Genomic DNA, 18,084 nt, shown 5'->3' with positions numbered 1-18,084 from the left:
TCCCCAGGTTGCCTTGTAACCGGAACGCCGCATGGGGAAACCACCCCGGATGCCGCCGGCAGGTAATACCCTGAATAAAGCGGACGGTCAAGGCGCACCCTCCGGTTGGCCCGGCTCCAGGGAGGTAAAATACTTCCACACCAGGTCTTCCAGGGCCGGCGGCAGAGGGGCCTGCACCAGGGACTCCTGGGCCTCCCGGCGGTAACGGGGATAGACCTCGGTATAGGGGCGAACCTCGCCTAGGGTTAGCGGGGAGTCCTCCAGGGTCACCTCGCTCCCGGCCTCTCCTTCTCTGATCTCGCCGGAAACCCGCACCTGCTCGCCGGTACCGCCGAGCAGGGAAGGGGCATAGACCATCTGGAGACCGCCGCCGCCGGTACCGGCCCCGTGGCCGCCGCTGCCCGGGCCGCCCGTACCCTTTCCGCCCCCGTCCCCCTCGCCGCTACCGCCGGCGCTGCCCTCACCGTTCCCGCCGCCGGACCCGGAACCGCCACTGCTCCCGGTATTGCCCGCGGTACCGCTGCCGGCCGCACCGCCTGCGGCGCCGCCGCTTCCGGAACCGCCGGTGCTTCCCTGGCCGGCGCCGTTACCCTGCCCGCCGGGATTCCCGCCGGCAGTAGCGCCGGCAGCCGCCGGGCTGCCCCCCGCTCCCGCCATGCCTGCAGGATTGCCGGCGGCCCCGGCGGCCGCGGCCACGGCCATGGCGTTCCCCCCTCCGGACAGGGCCCGGGCCATGGCCCCCAGGGTAGCCGCTCCCCGGGCCAGCACGTCGGTGGCTTTCGCCTGCACGGCCAGGGAGGAGAGAGAGGCGGAAAGAACCTCCATGGCCTGCCCGGCCGCCCCCTCTTCGGCTCCGGGAGCACCGGTAGGCATCAAACTCCGGGCCGCCTCTCGCAAGGCGCGCCGCAGGCCGAGGTCCCCTGTCGCCTCGGCCTGCCGCAACAGGGCCATGGCCGCCTCCTCCCGGGCTTCTTTACCGCCTGTCTGGAGGCCGTCGGCCAGAGCCTGCGCCGCTTCCTCCAGGCGCCGGGCGTCGCCCCGGCTCAGGGCCTCTCCCAGTTCCCGCCAGCCCTCACCCGGTATATCTCGCAGGGCCGCCGCCAGGTACGGCAGGTCCTCCCCGGCTCGAGGCCCGGCTCGCGTGCTGGCTTCCTCCAGAATCGCGGCCGCGGCTTTGAGCGCGGCTGCCGCTTCCTCCCGGGTCGCGGACCGGCGCAGCTCTTCCACCAGGGAGCGCAGTTCTTCCTTTTCTACGGGGGTCAGCAATTCCTTTTCTCCCACCCGGAGCTTCTCTGCCTGCGCGACTACCGCCCCTGCCCGGCGCGCGGCCTCGGCCAGGGCTTCCCGGGCCTCGCGGCGCCCCAGCCAGGCGGAGGAAAGCGGGTTGGGTAGAAAGGCCAGCAGGATAAGGACGGTCCCCAGCACGACCACCGAGCACCAGGGACGCCAGGAAGGCAACACCGGATAGGAATTCTCCGGCTCCAGGGCCGCGCAGGCTTCCAGGCCCTCGGCCACCGCTACTTCGGCCCAGGGATCGCGGAAGGGCCGGTTCAGAAGGCGGAAGGCGGTAACGGCCCGGCCGCCCGCCCCCAGGCCGTCGGCAATCCGAACCACATCCAGGGCATCCGGCCGCCTGCCGATACGCCAGCCGGTTACCAGCCCCGCCGCTACCAGACCGGCCAGGCCGGCCCAGGCCACCGGATCAGACAGGGCGGCAAGATAGAGGAAAACCAGCAGGGCCCCCGCTGCGGCCAGGCCCCAGAAGAGGCTCAAGCGCACGGTTTCCAGGGCAAAACGGGCCTTTACCCGGCGCGTCAGGGGTCCCAGAGCCGCGGCCAGGCGGGTCTCCGGCCACCCCTGGGGACGGCGCCGGCGCGGCGAGGAGATAGAGGGCTTAGGCCTGGGTTTGCTCCCGCCCCTGCAATTTCCTGCCTTCGTTGGGAGGTTATGCCTCACGGGGTACCCCTTCCTCACCGTTTTCTCTACCCTGGGGCCTGTTTGCTTCTAACCAGCGCCCTGCGCCTGACCCGCCAGGCCGTCCAGGGCTTAACCGGCGTGATGCCCAGCACGGCCACGGCCAGGCAGAGGGCGGTAAGGGCCGCCTGGGACAAAGCAAATCTGGCCCAGGGAGGCCAGGCGGCCAGGCCGGCAATCTGCGGCGCCCCGGGAACCGCGGGATACGGGCCCGGATAGCCGTAAGCATACCCTATCTTGTAAGCGTACTCCACCGCATAGGCCCCGCCCTGGATTTGCCGCAGGAGTTCGTTCAGAAGCGAGCCCAACAGGGGAACGCCGCCCACCTCCCCCAAGCCTCCGGCGGGCAGCACGCCGCCCAAGGCAGTCAGAGGGCTAAGGTAGACGTACCAGGGTGCGCCCAAAGAACGGTAGGGCTCCAGGGGCGAAACCGCCCCCACCCGGGCCTGAGCGGTAGAGGCGGCGATAACAGCCATAACCAGGGTAACGAACAGGAGGAAGAAGACCGCCACCACGGCGCTGATGGTGGCGGCCTGGGTACGCCGGAGCATGGCCGAAAGGGCCAGGCCCAGGGCGCCGTAGCCCAGGGCGGTGAGCAGGGCCACCAGCAGGGCCAGGCCTAGGTTCGCCAGGGGCACGCCGCCGTAGAGGAAGACCAGGGCCATAACCGGCAGGGCGGCTACCGCCAGGTAAACGAAATAAATCGTCGAGGCCAGCCACTTGCCCAGGACAATGCCGGTCGGCGAGGCATTGGTGACCAGCAGGAGGTCGTAGGTCCGCCGCTCCTTTTCCCCGCTGATGGCCGAGGCCGAGGTGGCCGGGGCGATGAAGGCCAGCAGCGTCACCAGGCCCAGCACGAAGAAGCTGTAGAGGTTGAGCCCCACCTGGGGATAGACAAAGCCGGCATGGTCCAGAGTAAGCCACAGGTAGCCGGTGATCCCGGCGGCCAGTACCCCCAGGTAAACCGTTAGCAAGAACGCCGGGCGCCAGCCCCGGGTGCGGCCCCGCATCTCCTTGCCCACCATCGGTGAGACGCCGTTAACCAGGCCCCGGCCGAAGGACCGCCACCCGGCCGGCCAGCGCCGCCACAGGTTTTTCATGCCCTCGCCTCCCGCACCAGTCGAACAAAGGTATCCTCCAGGCTGCTCTCCGTCTCGGCGAAATGCACCACCCGGACCCCGGCGGCCACAATCTCTGCCAGCAGGGCGGCCACTTCCTCCGGCCCGCCGCTCAGGCGGAACTCCACCTGCTCCTCGCCGGCCCGGATTATCTCCGCTCCCGGCCACCCGGCCAAAACTTTTTGCGCCGGCGCCGCCGGCCCGTGACAGCGCAAAATGATGTTCCGCACCTGGGCCCCGGCCAGCATCTCCGCCAGGGTCCCCTGGCGCACCACCCGGCCGTCCACCACCATGCCGATGTGGGTGCAGAGGTCGGCCAGCTCCGAGAGGATGTGGCTGCTGATGACAATGGTCTTGCCCAGGCGGCAGAGTTCCTTGAGGATCTCGCGCATCTCCACCCGGGCCAGGGGGTCCAGGCCGCTGGCAGGCTCGTCCAAGAGCAGCACCTCCGGGTCGTGGATCAGGGCCCGGGCCAGGCACAGGCGCTGCTGCATGCCCCGGGAGAGGGTGTCCACGAATTCTTCCTTCTTGACCGCCAGATCCACCAGCTCCAGCAGCTCGTCCCGCAGCCGGGCCACGGCCGGGCCGCGCAGGCCGTAGGCGGCGGCGTAAAACTCCAGGTACTCCCCCACCCGCAGGTCGTTATATACGCCGAAGAAGTCCGGCATGTAGCCCACCGCCCGGCGCAGCTCCCGGGGGTGGCGCACCACGTCCCAGCCGGCCACCTCGGCCGTCCCGGCCTCGGGCAGAAGCAGCCCGGCCAGGATGCGCAGGGTGGTGGTCTTGCCGGCGCCGTTCTGGCCGATCAGGCCGTAGACCGACCGGGGAGGAACTTCCAGGTCCAGGCCCCGCAGGGCCTGCACCCGGCCGTAGCGCTTCACCAGTCCCCGCGTGGTGATCATTACTTTACCACCCCCCGGTAGCCGACCCGCGGCGGCAGGAAGTAGAACTGGCGGCCGCTGTTCTCCTCAAAGCCGTTCACCCGCAACTGCACCTCGCCCCCGGCCGTGGCGTAGCTACCGGGCAGGGTAAAGCGTTCCCGGCCGGCCAGCTGTTCCCACGCCCCGCTAACCGGATTATAGATCTCCAGCGCCCCCGGCTCCACCGGCGCCGGGTTGGACGACGGCGGCCAGCTCGACCCTTGGGGGACTCCGGGCGGCGCCTGCTTCGGGTAATAGGGCAGGTGCACGGTTATTTCCTCTACCTCGGCTCCCGCCGCCAACTGGGGCCGGAAGGCAAAGGTGACGGAGCCGCCGTCCAGGCCCTGGAGGTTATTCCAACCGAACATGCTCTTGACGTAGGCCTGCACCACTTCTGGACTCACCAGGCCCTCCGGCAGGTTAAAGGGGCCGGAGGAAGGGACCAATTGCGGCCGCAGCACCACCATGGTAAGGTAGTGGGGGTCGGCGCGCAGGCCCTTCACGCCCACCGGGGCCGCCGGGTCCCGGCTCCAGGCCACCACGGCCAGAGGCCAGCCCATCATTTCCATCATGGGGCCCCGCTGCTGCTGGTTCCTCCAGTTGTCGAGCATGGTGGCCCGGCGGTGCTCTTCCACGGTGAGAGGCCGGGACGGGCCCTGGTAGGAGTCGGGCGGGGACGCCGCAGGTATGGCTCCCGGTTGCGCCTGCTGGGTCTGCCCGGCCCCCATCCGGGCAGCCGAAGCCGCCCCGGCCGGCGCCGCGGCGGTCCCGCCGGGCCAAAGAAAAATCCGCCAGCTTTCCGGGTACGGCGGTCCGTAGCTGGGCTGGTTGGGGTTGGGCGGCGGAGTGATCTCCAGCTCCACCGCACCTTCTTCTCCCGGCGCCAGTTCGCCCAGGACGGCGTAGTCCCGGCCGAAGAGCAGGGTGACGTGATCCAGGTGCAGGCGGCTGCCGTTTACTACCCGGGCTTTAACCCGCGCCCCTTCCGCCCGCAGTTCGGCCGTAAGTCCGGCCAGTTCCGGCCCGGCCTCCTGGCGAAAGGCCAGGCTGCGCATGGCCCACTGGGAGGCCCGGCTAAAGGTGATTTCCAGATCGCCGCCCCGGATGAGGCTGTAGGGCGGGTTCTGCTCCTGGCTCCCGGGCAGCGCCCCGTCATAGCCGCCCAACTGCACCTGCACCGGGTGGCCGGGGTCGGCCAGAACGGCGGTGAACCGGGGCTGCGTAGGGGCAAAAAAGCCCAAGCCGGTGTAGACCTGCGGCCGGGCGCCGGGGCCCACTTGCACGGTCTGCACGGCGTTGATCAGCACATTCCGGCCGGCCTGCAGCATGTACAGGTAGACGGCTCCGGCAAAGGCCACGGCCAGGGCCGGAACCGCGATCCAGGCATACTCCGGCCGCCGGCGCCGGCGCAGGAGGAAATACGTGGCCGGCCCGGCCAGGGCCAGGAAAACCAGGAGGTAAACCCCGGCTACCCGCCAGTCCGGAAAGGCGTCCTCCGGCAAGTGCCCGGTGTACCCCGCCAGGTTGGCCGGCAGGAAGGCGCCCGGCGGCGGCCCCCAGACCTGGGAAGGATCGGAGGCGGGGACCAGCAGCCGCTTCCACAGGGCCTGGCCCAGATCACCGGCGTCCCAGGGCGGGCCGTTGGGGTCAAAGGCCAGGACTGTGACTTCACCCAGTCCTAATTTGATCTTTCGCGCCAGGGGGGCCGGGTTAGGGCCCCAGTCGCTGCCCGCCCCGGCCAGCCGCGCCACCACGGCCGCCCCCGGCGGCGGTGGGGCCACGCCCAGCCAGGCGGCCGCGGCCTGCCAGTCGCGGCGGGTCACGAGGCCCTGGCCCTCGACCTCCGCCGTTCCTTCCGGCAAGGCCTCCAGGGATGCGGCCAGGGCCAGGCCCCCGGCCAGGACCAGGTGGCCGCCCTGCTCCACCCACTCCGCCAGGGCCTGGCGCTGCCGCCGGCTCAGGTTTGCGGCCTCACCGCCGGCCACCAGGATGGTGCGGAAGGCGTCCAGATCTTCCCCGGCCTCCGGGAAAAGCCCGGCGGTGAGCGGAATGATCAGGGGCACCCGGGGCACCCCGTCGGGCGCCAAGATACGCGTCTTTTCCAGGGCCGGGGGGATCGGTCCCAGGACCCCCACCGCCTGGGGGAGCGGCCCGCCGCTCAGCAGGCCGGCCCCGGGGAGCGAGGTTTCATGGCCGGCCAGAACCTCCTCGCCCGAGCGAAAGCGGAAGAGCATTTTGTCCGGGGACTCCAGCCGGAACCAGAGGACGACCTCCTTCCGGCTTCCGGCCGGGAGGCTCACCCGCTCCCCGTAGACCGACGCGGGCCGGTAGCGGGCCGGCCCGGGCTTGGTGCCCGGGGGCGAGCCCGGCGGGGGCGGCGGCACTTCTTTATAGTAGCTCACCACTTCCGCTACTCCCGCCAGATCCCGGGAGGTCCTGTTCTCCAGGGTAACCACCGCGGGCGTGGTTTGGCCGGGCATGGCCTTGCCGTCCCAGCCCACCTGTACCGCCAACCCAACCCCTTCAGCGACCGTAGCTTCCTGGCCCCAGGCCGGCCCGGCCACCGGGCCCAGCAGGAGCAGCACCAGCAGTATGGCGACGACTCCGCTCCGGGCATCGCGGCCGCGCACCCGGAAGCCTCCTTTCCCCCGGGCCATTCCAGACACCATCGCTTCCCCTGCCTCCCAAAAGATTTTGTGCCCGCCGGGCGGGGCCCCACCCCATTCCGATACCGGCGGTCTATATTTCGCCACGCCGGGGGCCATCCCTTCCCGGCTTCCCCGTATTAAGACGCCGACTCGGTGCCAGTGCGTTCCAGGTGGTCGCCCCGAATCGACTAAATGTCCCGAGCCTGAAAACGCCGCACCGCCAGGTACAGGGTCACGGCCAGGTAGCCGCCGGCGTAGACGACCATCCAGACGCTGGGAACCGAGGCGACGCCAAAAGGCCCCATGGCTCCCAGGCCCTGCCACAGGTTTTCCGTGTTCTCCAGGAGGCTGAAGGCGGCCCGGCGGTAGAGGGCATCAACCGGCAGGAGAAGGCTGGCAAGAATCCCCAGATTAACCAGCGCCGCCGCCCCGCTTTGGCCGGCCTGGGCCAGCAGCGCCCCTACCTGCTCCACCATGCCGGCGACCAGGCTTAGCCCGTAGAGGAGGAAAACCACCGCCCCGGCCCCCATGGCGGAAAAGGCGGTGCTGGCCAGGAAGGTCAGGCTCAAGAGCACCAGGGGCTGGAGGATAAACAAGGCCAGGGCCTCCCCGATGCCGGCCAGGAGCACCCCGCCCTGCCAGGCCACCACGGCCCACAACCCGAGGAAGAACAGGGCGGCATATAAGCCCAGGAACGCGGCGTATCCGCAATACTTGCCCAGGAGAACAGTCATGCGGGATACGGGTCTGGCCAGGAGGGCGTAGGCCGTACCGCCCTCGATTTCGCCGGCGATCGCGCCCACGCTCACCAGCACGGAAAGGAGGCTGGTAAGGAAGGTGGCCAGATAAAGGGCCATGGTGAAGAGCTGCACGGATCCCAGAAGGTCAAAGGGGCCCTGATCCTGGGTAAGATAATGAAGCGCGAGGCCGAAAAGGAAGAGATAGGCGAGGGTAAGGAGGAGGACGGCCACCAGAATGCGCTTGTGCAGGATCTCCAGCAAGCCCAGGCGCGCGAGGAGGCAGAGCTGTCTAGCCATGGTCCTCGCCTCCGGCCACCAGATCCAGAAAGACGTCCTCCAGCGAATTGCTGCGGGGCCGCAGGGCGTACAGGGCCAGACCCCGCTCCACCACGGCCCGGGCCAGGCGGGGAAGGTCCTCCCGTTCTGCGACTCGGGCGATGATACTTGTGCCCTCCCGGCGCAAATCCCGAACCAGGGGGCGCAGGGCGGCCAGCAGGCCCTCGTCCACCCGGTCGATCTCGATCTCGACCTCCAGGGCGGTTTGCAGCAGGGACTGGAGTTCGCCGGCGGCCACCAGGCGGCCGTCCTTCAGGATGCCCACGCGGCTGCAGACCCGCTCCACCTCGCCCAGCAGATGGCTGTTCAGGAAAACGGTGACCCCGGCTTCTTTCAGGTCCTAAGGCGGCGCACCTCCTGACGGCCGACGGGGTCCAGGGCCGAAGTGGGCTCGTCCAGGAAGAGCAACCTGGGGCGGCCCAGGAGGGCCGCGGCCAGACCCAGGCGCTGCTGCATGCCCTTGCTGAAGGTGCCCACCTTTTTCCGCTCCAACCCGGACAGGCGCACCAGCTCCAGCACCCTGGGAACGGCCTCCTTGATTTCCGCCGGTGCCAGGCCGGCGAGGCCCCCGTGAACGGCGAGGAGTTCCCTTACCGTGAGCCAGTCGGGGTAGCGGAAATTCTCGGGGAGGAAACCTATCTGCCGGCGGGCCGCCGGGTCACGCGGAGGCCGGCCGAAAAGGCAGGCCTGCCCCGACGTGGGCGACAAGAGCCCCACCAGGACCTTGACAAAAGTGCTCTTGCCCGCGCCGTTGGGCCCCAGAAGACCGAACACCTCGCCCTCACCCACGCTAAGAGTAATATCCCGGCAGCCGCCGCCGCCGGGATATACCTTGGTAAGACCGTGGGTCTCAACGACCATAAGCCGCCTCCAGTTGCCGGGCAAGGGCAAAGGCTTCTTCCTTGCTCAGCTCAGAGTCGCCTGCCAGGACCGTCCAGATCCCGTGGCGATACCAGAGCATGATCGTCGGGCCGTAGTACTCTCCTTCCGGCATCTCCCCGGAGGTCTTGCGGTCGGCCGGCCTCTCCCGGCCCGGCACGAAGATCCCGGGCGCCCCGTCCAGGGCAATCTCCTCGGCGCGGCCGCCGAAATCAGGCACCGGCAGGGTGCGGGTCCAGTCCTCTATCCCTTCCAGAGCCCGCTTGAGATCGCGAGGCAGGATGGGCAGAGCCAGGAGCGCTTGGCGCACCGCCGCCATGTCTACGCCCGGAGGCACTTCCAGCGTCGGTGCCGGCGAGCGGCTGAGGTTTAGCTCCTTGCCGGTCTTCTCGTCTCTGTAACAGGCATACAGGGCGGGCGGCATGGTGAGCTTGAAGGTGCGGCCGTCAAGCTCGGCCGGCATCAGGACGCCGCTGCCCAGCCCGGCCAGGAAGGCGTTGATGCCCTCCACGTCCGGCGTGATCATAACCAGCGTGCCGGAGTCGGTGCCGGTCTTCTGCAAGGTATAGCCGCCCAGGGCTCCGGGCAGTTGCCCTTCGCCCAACTCGGGACCGGCGGGCAGCGACCGGGTCTGGACCCGGCCGAAATTGTCGACGCTCAGATCTCCTGCGGCGCGAAGGGCCTCGTTCAATTCGGCCACGTCGGCCGGATCAAAGTGTAGAAGCTGGACCCTTTCCACCCGGAAGATGCTTAAGAACTGCGAGGCCAGGCTGCGGGCGGGCGCGTAGCCGAAAAAGAGGGCTACTACCGCCGCGGCGGCAATCCACTGGTAATGGCGGCGCATCCAGGACACAACTCCTTTCCCGGTTTTGGGGGCGTCGGCACGGGGCGACTTTGGCCAAGCCGGCGGTTGCGGCACCGGCAGGTTCAGGGCGGCCAAATGGTAGGGAGAAAGGAGACGGCCAACCTGTTCTCTGGCCGCGGCCAAGCCGGCCAGAACCTCCCGGCAGCGCGGGCAGGCCGCAAGGTGCGCGCCTACTTCCCTGCTCTCCCGCGGGGAAAGCTGCCCGTCCAGGTAGGCCAGGAGCCGGCCCTCGTCAAAACAGATCATCCCCGTCGCCTCCTTTCTCTTGGCGGTAGCGGGCGAGAAAACTCTTCTGGGCGCGGGCGAGAATGGTGCCCACCGAGCCCGGCTCTACGCCCAGTACTTCGCCGATCTCGCGGTAGGTAAAGCCCGCATGGCGCAGGAGGAGGGCCAGGCGCTCGCGCGGCCTGAGGCCTTCCAGAATCCGCCGCACCCGCTGAACCGCGGCCCGGCGCAGGGCCGCCTCCTCCAGGGGGACAACCTCGGGGCAATGTTGCCTTACCCATTGCTCCTCGCGCCGGCGCCGCCGTTTCTCGCCCCGCAAGGCATTCAGGGCCAGGCGACCTCCCACCAGGTAGAGCCAGCCCAGGAGGTTCTCTTCCCGCGGCGGGGGCGTGGCGTAGAGCTTGAGAAAAGCTTCCTGAGCGAGTTCCTCGGCCGCCGCCCGCTCGCCCACCAGGAACGTGAGGTGGCGCACTACCTGGGAATAGTAGCGGCGGTACAGCTCCTCGAACTCCTGCGTCCGCCTCACCGTTTCCGGCCTGCCTTCGCCCAACCGTCCTCGCCCCTTCCACTGGTATAACACCGCCGGGCAGGGTTCTTGTGACACTGGTCTGACCCCTCCGAAGCTCCGCGTCGCTGCCTTACCATAAGGCGCCGACCACTACGAGGACGTATAAGCTTTGCGTTGGAGGGAGAAGCGGTCTTGTCGGGTAACGCCTACGCTCGCCCTACTCCGGTAGGAACCAGTGAATGTACCCGCAGCGGGCGCAGATCAGACAGGTGGCCGAGGGGTTGGTCCAGTCGAGGTTAAAGAAAGTGGCCACCGCCGTATTCAACTGGGCCTCGCGGCGCCAGAACTTGTCGTGCCCGCACACGTGGCAGGCCAGGTTCTTTCCCAGGACTTGTGCCGGTTCCGGCTCCCTTTTACCAAACAATAGCCTGTCGCCTCCTCGGCTTCTCTAAGCTTCTCTAGGCTTCTTCTGCGCTCTCCTCCAACTTCTTCTCTACGATCTCCATGAACTTAGTCAGAAGCTGCGGTCCGTAGCGGAGGAAGCGGACTCATTACCCCCTCCCCCTTCAGGTCTTACTGTCTTGCCAGGCGCCGGCGCCACCGCCACAAGTCGAAGAGGTATTCCTGCCAGTCTTCCGCTTCGCGGGAAACCTCGAGCATGTACTCCAGATGGAAACGCTCATCCCTCTTGATAAGGGGGATGCCCTGAAGGGCTTCCCAGGCTAGGGTCGCCGGGCAATCGTTAAGGTCGACCAGGTCCACCTCGGTGCCTAAGGCCTTCTCCAAACCTTCCCACACACGTTCTCGCTGTCTCCTGCTCGGTCTTGGCTCCCAGTACACCGCTATGTCCACATCAGAGTCCGACCTCGCCCTGGCCGTGGCCCTCGAGCCAAATAGGAAGGCCATCTTTACCTGCTCCACCGGCTCCAGTATGCTCTTGGCCAGTCCCACTACCGATTGCTTGGACATGCTTGATCATCCTTACGCCTTCATCTTAACACGGCGCCAAAACGGCAGCAAGCCACGGGACTGCACGCCTCCATCCAGCCCTCGGCCGTCCTAAAAAATTCATCTGCCTCCATTAAATAGGCAGATCTGACCACCGTTGACAACGGCTGTAATCTGTGGTACGATGCTGGCAACCGGGTGTCTCGTTGGGCGACGAGGCGCCCCTTTGCTTTATTGACCGCCTTTCCATTTAATGGCTCGCGGGGGGAGCAGGAAATGGCACGGAAGCTCAAGGGGTCACCGACCCTGTTCGAAAGCCTGGTAAAGCATCTGGCAGAGGTGGAGGAGCAGAAGGCAAAACTGCTTGAAACCTACTTTCAGGAGTCCTCGAGGGAGCGCGAGGAGCTGAAACGGCTCGTCGAGCTATACATCCGGCAGGTCGAGGCCCTGGTAAGGGAAATGGGCAAAGAAGGCACGGGGGGTGATGCCCTGCCCTTTGTGACCATCGGCAGCGAGGTCGAAGTAGAGGATCTGTCGACGCAGGAGGTTCACCGCTTTCGCCTGGTGGCTCCTTTCTCGGGCGACGTAAGGGGTGGTGACATCTCCTATATATCGCCGGTAGGAAAGGCCCTGCTGCTGAGGCGGTTGGGCGACGAAGTGACGGTTCACGCGCCGGGGGGAGTCTTCCGCTACCGGGTGAGGTCCATCAGGTGGCGGGGCAACTAACCGCATGCTGTTGACCCGGCACCCGCGCAGCGGGGAACGAACGGGCGGAGGGGGTACCGGAATCCCCGGCCAGGGGATAGAGTCGACCGATGTCTTCTGTGGTCTCTGCCAGTCCCTGCACCACCACCGTACGGCCCACGGCCTGCGCCGGTTCCAGCTTGACATTCAGCACCCGCGCCGAGGCCGGCACGCGTTCGGCCAGGAGCCGGCGCGCCTCGGATCGCGCCAGTTCTTCCGCTTCCCTGGCGGTACGGTATGTCTCCTCCCGCCGCAACTCGTGATAGCTTACCCGCGAGAGGGAAAAAGGCAGCCGGTAGTTCCCCAGAGCTACGGGCCCGGTACCGGCCTTCTCCACGCGGCAAAGCGGGTAGGGCGGCGCCTGCGGACCCCACAGGCGTACTTCTCGGCCCGCCAGCCCCAACCGGTAAGACACGCTGACGCGGCCGGTGGCCACCTCCCTTGTCTCCACCAGGGGAACCGCCGCCCGAACCCGGTACCAAACCCGGGCCTGAACCCGGCCTTCGGCGCGTACCACCGACCCTCCCGAAGGAGTGCGGATAATTCCGGATATGAGTACCTGGCCGGGCCGAACCACGTCGCCGGGCCGGACCCGGGGCTCACCGCACACCACCAGCACCTCCTCTACCAGTCCGGCTTTGGCGGCCACAATGTGGGCCGCTTCGGCCGAAGAAGGAGGAAGAACCCTTTCCACCACCTCTATCGTGGCCCGAACGCCCTCAAGGCGCACGCCCACGTAGGCCGCCTGGGGCAGCCGGCGGGCAAGCTGGTGGGCCAGGTGCTGCGTGTCCACGGCCGCCCTCCAGGCGCCCGGCCGCAGGCCCAGCGCCCGGGCCTCGGCCAAGACCGTCTCCTCGCGGTTATAGCGTACCGGTTCGGGAAACCGCACCCGGACCTCCCAGATCAGCGATCCGGCCAGGTAGAGGGCCAGAACGAAAAAGAGCAGGCCGGCCGCAAAACCCGGCCGGCGCCGGAGGCGGCCCAGAAGAAAGGGCAGGCCGCGCTTGCCCGTGATCCGGACGCGGCACCGGGCCTGCCGGGCCAGGTGGCGCAAGAGGAAAAAATGCGCCGCCCGCGCCTTAAGGTGCAGCTGGTCCGTGCCCGTGCGCCGCACATCCCAGAGGGCCACGCCCCTGGATAGGGCCAGGTTCAGCAACCGCTCCGGGTTGGACCCCGTGACCCGTACCGTTATGTAGCCGCCCAAGAAGGCCTGCCAGCTGCGCAAGCGCCCCACCTCCTCAGGAGAAGAAACTCACCGTGCGCACCTGCCCCTCAAGAATGATCTCTTCCGGCAGGACCAGGCGCAGGGTGAGCCGCTCTCCCTCTACTTCCACCGCCCCCTCCTTGGCCGCGATCCGCACGCGCTGCGGGGTAAACTCTATGAGGCCCCGGTGGTTTTCCACGGTGACCTGTACGGTTCCGACCAGCGTCACCTTGGGCAGGTCGATCAGCACGTCCCGCGGCAGATCCAGCACCCCGGCCAACCGATTACGCCACCTCCGGCCGAAGCCGGAATTCTCTCTTCCGGCCAAAGCTCTCCCCTCCCGAACCCACTATGAAGGTTATGCGCCGGCCCTGGCGACAATTACCAGCAGCCGGAAGCCCGCACCGCCGGGGCCGGGTCGGGGAGCAAGAAAAAGATAAGGTCCGGCGTTTACACCGGACCGTTTTGGCACCGCCACTCTCACCGCGGCCGGCTGCAGGTAGATTGACGATTGAGGGGAGGACCTTACGCTCTGCGGCTTACCGGCCCCGCCGTCTGCGGGCGGCTGCCGACTTTTTCTTCCTTTTCACGCTCGGCGGCAGGTAGTGTTCGCGCTTGCGGACTTCGGCCAGAACCCCGTCCTTTTGCAGGGTTCGCTTAAAGCGCTTGAGGGCGCTGTCCAGGGTTTCGCCTTTACCTACGCGTACCTCGATCAGAAGCTTCCCTCCCCCCTTACCCCGGCTTACGCCAGCCACGGCCTGTGTACCAGGCTTCTTGCCTCCAAGATTATACCCCAGGAACGAAGTATCGTCAATTACCGCCGTCCCGGGGCTGTCCACATCGCTCTCTGGCAGAAGGGTAGAGGCGGGCGCTAGGCCTCTGGACGGCCGAAGCCGCGCCGGCGCCATGAACGGGTTCTTGCGCGGGCGGCCCGCCGGAGGCCGCAGCTCGATCCCTAGTTTAGTCGGCGAAGCGACCGGTACTAGGGGGAACCAGGGCTGCCAGGACAAGGATATACAGTTACCGCCCCGGTGCTGCCTACCCGATTCCGCCCAGGGGACGGCCGCCCACCAGGTGGTAATGGGCGTGCTCCACCTCCTGGCCCCCGTCGGGCCCGAAATTGGCCACCACCCGGAAGCCGGTCTCGGCCACGCCTTCCCGGCGCGCCAGTTCCGCCGCCACTTCCTGGATTCGGACCAGCCAGTCCCGGTCGGCCTCCGTCACCTCGGTCAGGCGCCTCACGTGCTTGCGCGGCACTATGAGGATGTGCACCGGCGCCACCGGGTGTATGTCCCGGAAGGCAACCACCAGGTCGTCCTGGTAGACCTTTTCCGAAGGTATCTCTCCGGCAACGATCCGGCAGAATATGCAGTCGGCCACTTTCTTCCCTCCGTTTGTCAACTTCTGGGCGCCCGGGAGCCGTCCCCCGGCGGAGGCGGCTGCCGCTCCCACCCTCATTTTACCTGCCGCCCGTTCCCGGAGGCAAGCGGCCTAGAGCGCCGGTTCGCCCTCCAGTTCCTCCCCCCGGCGGCGGACGATGCGCACCGGGACGAGCTCGCCGATCCGCTCCCGCCCGCCGGGAAGGCGCACCCGGATGTAGTTCTCGCTGTGGCCCTCTACCCGGCCCGGACGATCCCCGGCCTCCCTTTCCACCAGTACGGTAAGCGCCCCGCCAACGAACCGCTCGGCATAGGCACAGGCGAGCCGGTGCCCCAGGGCCCGCAGCCGCCGGCTGCGCTCCGCCTTGACCTCGGCCGGCACTTGACCGGGCAACTCGGCCGCCGGAGTGCCCCGCCGGGGAGAATAGGCGAATACGTGCAGCCGGCTGAAGCCCACGTCCTCCACCAGGGCCAGCGTGCGCCCGAAGGCCGCCTCTTCCTCCCCGGGGAAACCCACGATGACGTCGGTGGTAACCGCCCCGTCCGGCCGGCCCCGGCGGAGCCGCTCCACCAGGGCGCGGTAATCCTCCGGAGTGTAGCCCCGGCCCATGCGGCGCAGGACGGCCCCGTCGCCGCTCTGCAGGGGAATGTGCCAGTGGGGGCAGATCTTCTCCTCGGCCGCGACCACGCCCACCAGTTCCGGGCCGAAATACTGCGGCTCCACCGAGCTTAACCGCAGCCGGCCCAGCCCGGGCACGCGCACCAGTTCCCGCAGGAGGGCGGCCAGGGAGGTGCCCAGGTCCCGGCCGTAGGCCCCCAGGTTTACCCCGGTCAGCACTATCTCCCGGAAGCCCGCGCGCACCAGGCGTTTCACTTCCTCCCGGGCCGCCTCGGGGGACCGGCTCCGCGCCGGGCCGCGGGCCCGCGGGACCAGGCAGTAGGTGCAGGCGTGGTCGCACCCTTCCTGCACCCGCACCAGGGCCCGGGCCCGTTCCGCGCCCTCTACCGGCAGCTCCTCGAAGCTCTCCCCTTCTTCCCAGGGCCGGACCAGGCACAGGGGTTCCCGGCTGGCTCTGGCCCTCTCCACCGCCTCCACCAGGTCCCGGCGGCCCTTGCTGCCCACTACCACCCGCACTCCGGGAATGGCCAGCACTTCCTCGGGCGCCACCTGGGCGTAGCAGCCGCTCACCACCACCGTGGCCTCGGGGTTCTGCCGCACCGCCCGGCGGATCGCCTGCCGGCACTTGCGGTCGCCGAGGTGGGTCACGGTGCAGGTGTGGACGACGTACACTTCTGCCGGTTCCTCAAAGGGCACCACCCGGTAGCCGTGCCGCCGGAACTGCTCCCGGAAGGCTTCAACCTCGCTCTGGTTCACCTTGCAGCCCAGAGTGGCAAAGGCTACCCGGGGCCGCTCGTCTCCACTTTTCCGGAGGTCTCTCATGAGGGAAGCTCCTCCCGCACCGCGCCCAGGTCTCCCCATTCGTACAGCACCAGGGCCACGGCCACCAGCGCCGCAGTTTCGCAGCGCAGGATCCTCGGGCCCAGGGTAACGGTGATCGCGCCCCGGGAAACGGCCGCGTTCACCTCTCCCGGCTCCCAGCCTCCCTCCGGGCCTACCAGAAGGGCCACGCGCCGCGGGCCCTCGCCGTTCGTACCGGCCAGGGCCTCCCGCAGACTCGTCTTTCGCTCCCCCTCCCAGGGCATGAGCACCCTGGTACCCGGGACCAGCCTTTCCAGCGCCTCTTCCAGGTCCACGATTTCCTCCACTACCGGGGCCACGCTCCGGCCGCATTGCTCGGCCGCCGCGGCCGCCACCGCCTGCCAGTGGCGGCGCCGTTCCGCCCGGCGCTCGGGGGAAAGCCGCGCCACGCTGCGGCGGGCAACCACCGGTGCCACCCGGCGCACTCCCAGCTCGGTAGCTTTCTGGATTACCAGGTCGATCTTATCCCCCTTGGAAAGCGCCGGAAGAAGCGTGACTTCTACCGGCGGCTCGGGTAGCGGTTCGCGTTCGGCCACCACCCGGGCCCTCGCCTCTCCTGCCCCCACCGTTACCAGTCGCGCCAGGTACTCCCTGCCGCGACCGTCCGAGGCGCTCAGGAGGTCGCCGGGCCTCAGCCGCAGCGCCCGGATTAGGTGCCGGTAGGCCGAACCCCGGATACAAATTATCCCCCCGGCCTGGAAGGCCTCGGGGGGAAGCACCACCCGCCGCATGTACCCTCTCCACCCTACACGAAGGCGTCCTTTACCCGTTCGAAGAAGCCCTTATCCTTACCCTGGTGCTTCTGCTCCTCCAGACGGGCAAACTCGCGCAACAGTTCCCTTTGCCGGTCGGTGAGGTGGGTGGGGGTCTCCACCCGCACTATGACGTGCAGGTCACCCCGGCCGTGGCCGTGAAGCCTGGGAATGCCCTGCCCGCGCAGCCGAAAAGCCGTGCCGGTCTGGGTCCCCTCGGGTAAGCGCAGCTTGGCCCTGCCTTCCAGGGTGGGCACCTCGATCTCGTCTCCCAGGGCGGCCTGCACCACCGAAACCGGCATCTCCAGGAGGAGATGGTGGCCGTCCCGCCGGAAGAGCGGGTGCGGCCGCACGTGAATGGCCACGTAAAGGTCTCCCGGCGGCCCGCCCCTCGTGCCCGGCTCGCCCTCCCCGGGCATGCGCAGCCGCCAGCCGGTATCCACGCCCGCCGGTATGCGCACGTGCAGCTTGCGCGTCCGCCGGACCCGCCCCCTACCCCGGCAGGCGGAGCAGGGGTTGGCAATTATCTTGCCCGTGCCCCGGCACTGGCTGCAGGGCCGGATGGTCTCAAAGCGGCCGAAGGCCGTGGCCTGGGCGAAACGCACCTGCCCGGTGCCGTGGCAGGCGGGACAGGTCAGGGGCCGGGTGCCGGGTTCCGCCCCGCTGCCCTGACAGGTGGTACAGACCTCCTCCCGTGATACCTCTACCTCTTTCTCGCACCCGAAGGCGGCTTCCTCGAACTCGATGTCGAGGTCCAGCTGCAGATCCGCACCCTTTTGCGGTCCTGCCTGCCGGCTGCGCCCTCCCAGGCCGCCGCCGAAGAACATGTCGAAGAGATCGCCCAGGCCGCCGAACTCCCGTCCCAGATCGCCGAAGTCGCCGAAGCCCTCGAACCCTCCGCCGGCCGCCTCGCCCAGGTGACCGAACTGGTCGTAGCGGGCCCGTTTCTCCGGGTCGCTGAGGACTTCGTAGGCCTCGTGAATCTCCTTGAACTTCTCTTCCGCTTCCTTGTTGCCCGGATTCACGTCCGGGTGGTACTGGCGCGCCAGGCGCCGGTAGGCCTTCTTTATCTCTTCCTGGGAAGCGTTACGGTCCACCCCCAGGATCTCGTAATAGTCCTTTTTGGCGGCCAAGGGCTTTCACCTTCCGTACGCGTTCCTGACCTCTGACGGATCGCGCCTTGCCTTGGCGGGTGTGGCTCCCGCTCGTACCGGGACTGAGTTATCCCCAATTTGTCTCGGGGGAGTGCTGGTTTGCCCCTCGTACCGGTCGCTTAGCCGACCGAACTAGGGTTCGACCTTCGCGCTTCGGCCGGCTCCCCGCGCAAGAACCCGTCCATGGCGCCGGCGCGGCTCCGGCCATCC

At 68.3% G+C, this 18,084-nt stretch carries 16 protein-coding genes and 2 pseudogenes; 2 read left to right on the top strand and 16 right to left on the bottom strand.

The features are described 5' to 3' along the window. Positions 1-87: 87 nt before the first annotated feature. The 3 genes from NUV99_00225 to NUV99_00215 are packed head-to-tail and all read right to left on the bottom strand — an operon-like array spanning position 88 to position 3,994. On the bottom strand, positions 88-1,956 hold the full coding sequence (locus NUV99_00225) for a hypothetical protein (GenBank protein ID MCR4418584.1): 1,869 nt from the start codon (positions 1,954-1,956) through the stop codon (positions 88-90). 26 nt (positions 1,957-1,982) lie between these two features. Beyond that, the gene (locus tag NUV99_00220) at positions 1,983-3,074 is read right to left on the bottom strand and encodes an ABC transporter permease subunit (GenBank protein MCR4418583.1); all 1,092 of its coding nucleotides are present in this window, start codon (positions 3,072-3,074) and stop codon (positions 1,983-1,985) included. Continuing rightward, positions 3,071-3,994 carry an ABC transporter ATP-binding protein gene (locus NUV99_00215; GenBank protein MCR4418582.1) on the bottom strand — a complete coding sequence of 308 codons (924 nt, stop codon included), beginning with the start codon at positions 3,992-3,994 and terminating at the stop codon, positions 3,071-3,073. The genes NUV99_00220 and NUV99_00215 overlap by 4 nt, the downstream gene beginning before the upstream one ends. A gap of 1,756 nt (positions 3,995-5,750) precedes the next feature. Between NUV99_00215 and NUV99_00210 the strand changes: the two are divergent. Next, a pseudogene (locus NUV99_00210) lies at positions 5,751-5,936 on the top strand (hypothetical protein). A 912-nt stretch (positions 5,937-6,848) separates the two neighbouring features. On the opposite strand, the gene NUV99_00205 reads toward NUV99_00210, so the two are convergent. From NUV99_00205 to NUV99_00180, 6 genes and pseudogenes are all read right to left on the bottom strand, one after another. Beyond that, complete coding sequence (locus NUV99_00205) at positions 6,849-7,697, bottom strand: ABC transporter permease (GenBank protein ID MCR4418581.1); 849 nt, start codon at positions 7,695-7,697, stop codon at positions 6,849-6,851. Continuing rightward, positions 7,690-8,597: pseudogene (locus NUV99_00200) on the bottom strand (ABC transporter ATP-binding protein). The gene NUV99_00205 and the pseudogene NUV99_00200 overlap by 8 nt, the downstream one beginning before the upstream one ends. Beyond that, complete coding sequence (locus tag NUV99_00195) at positions 8,587-9,726, bottom strand: zf-HC2 domain-containing protein (protein ID MCR4418580.1); 1,140 nt, start codon at positions 9,724-9,726, stop codon at positions 8,587-8,589. Before NUV99_00195 ends, NUV99_00200 begins: the two are co-directional and overlap by 11 nt. After that, positions 9,713-10,255 carry a sigma-70 family RNA polymerase sigma factor gene (locus NUV99_00190; GenBank protein ID MCR4418579.1) on the bottom strand — a complete coding sequence of 181 codons (543 nt, stop codon included), beginning with the start codon at positions 10,253-10,255 and terminating at the stop codon, positions 9,713-9,715. Before NUV99_00190 ends, NUV99_00195 begins: the two co-directional genes overlap by 14 nt. 175 nt (positions 10,256-10,430) lie before the next feature. After that, a complete protein-coding gene (locus tag NUV99_00185) occupies positions 10,431-10,637 on the bottom strand; it encodes a hypothetical protein (protein MCR4418578.1) in 207 nt (68 codons plus the stop codon). Between the two features lie 149 nt (positions 10,638-10,786). Then, positions 10,787-11,182 (bottom strand): nucleotidyltransferase domain-containing protein, encoded by a 396-nt coding sequence (locus NUV99_00180; protein MCR4418577.1) that lies wholly within the window; start codon positions 11,180-11,182, stop codon positions 10,787-10,789. Between the two features lie 255 nt (positions 11,183-11,437). Here NUV99_00180 and NUV99_00175 point away from each other — a divergent pair, with 255 nt between their 5' ends. Further along, positions 11,438-11,887 (top strand): GreA/GreB family elongation factor, encoded by a 450-nt coding sequence (locus NUV99_00175; GenBank protein ID MCR4418576.1) that lies wholly within the window; start codon positions 11,438-11,440, stop codon positions 11,885-11,887. On the opposite strand, the gene yqfD is transcribed toward NUV99_00175, so the two are convergent. The 7 genes from yqfD to dnaJ form a co-directional block, all read right to left on the bottom strand. Further along, positions 11,868-13,130, bottom strand: a complete 1,263-nt coding sequence (gene yqfD / locus NUV99_00170) for a sporulation protein YqfD (GenBank protein ID MCR4418575.1) — start codon at positions 13,128-13,130, stop codon at positions 11,868-11,870. The two genes, NUV99_00175 and yqfD, sit on opposite strands and share 20 nt — an antisense overlap. Before the next feature lie 13 nt (positions 13,131-13,143). Beyond that, positions 13,144-13,437, bottom strand: a complete 294-nt coding sequence (gene yqfC, locus NUV99_00165) for a sporulation protein YqfC (GenBank protein MCR4418574.1) — start codon at positions 13,435-13,437, stop codon at positions 13,144-13,146. Between the two features lie 211 nt (positions 13,438-13,648). Then, the gene (rpsU, locus tag NUV99_00160) at positions 13,649-13,825 is read right to left on the bottom strand and encodes a 30S ribosomal protein S21 (protein ID MCR4418573.1); all 177 of its coding nucleotides are present in this window, start codon (positions 13,823-13,825) and stop codon (positions 13,649-13,651) included. 322 nt (positions 13,826-14,147) lie between these two features. After that, entirely contained in the window at positions 14,148-14,489 is a 342-nt protein-coding gene (locus tag NUV99_00155; GenBank protein ID MCR4418572.1) for a histidine triad nucleotide-binding protein, read from the bottom strand. A 111-nt stretch (positions 14,490-14,600) separates the two neighbouring features. Continuing rightward, positions 14,601-15,929: a tRNA (N(6)-L-threonylcarbamoyladenosine(37)-C(2))-methylthiotransferase MtaB gene (mtaB, locus tag NUV99_00150; protein ID MCR4418571.1), complete on the bottom strand. Its 1,329-nt coding sequence runs from the start codon at positions 15,927-15,929 to the stop codon at positions 14,601-14,603. Then, complete coding sequence (locus NUV99_00145; protein MCR4418570.1) at positions 15,926-16,699, bottom strand: 16S rRNA (uracil(1498)-N(3))-methyltransferase; 774 nt, start codon at positions 16,697-16,699, stop codon at positions 15,926-15,928. The genes mtaB and NUV99_00145 overlap by 4 nt, the downstream gene beginning before the upstream one ends. 14 nt (positions 16,700-16,713) lie before the next feature. Beyond that, positions 16,714-17,853 (bottom strand): molecular chaperone DnaJ, encoded by a 1,140-nt coding sequence (dnaJ, locus tag NUV99_00140; GenBank protein ID MCR4418569.1) that lies wholly within the window; start codon positions 17,851-17,853, stop codon positions 16,714-16,716. Positions 17,854-18,084 lie beyond the last annotated feature (231 nt).

The organism is Clostridia bacterium, from assembly GCA_024653205.1.
In the GTDB taxonomy this organism is placed as follows: domain Bacteria; phylum Bacillota; class DSM-521; order Neomoorellales; family SLTJ01; genus JANLFO01.
Note: the sequence above shows the minus strand (reverse complement) of the source record. Positions and strands in the feature narration are given on the sequence as shown.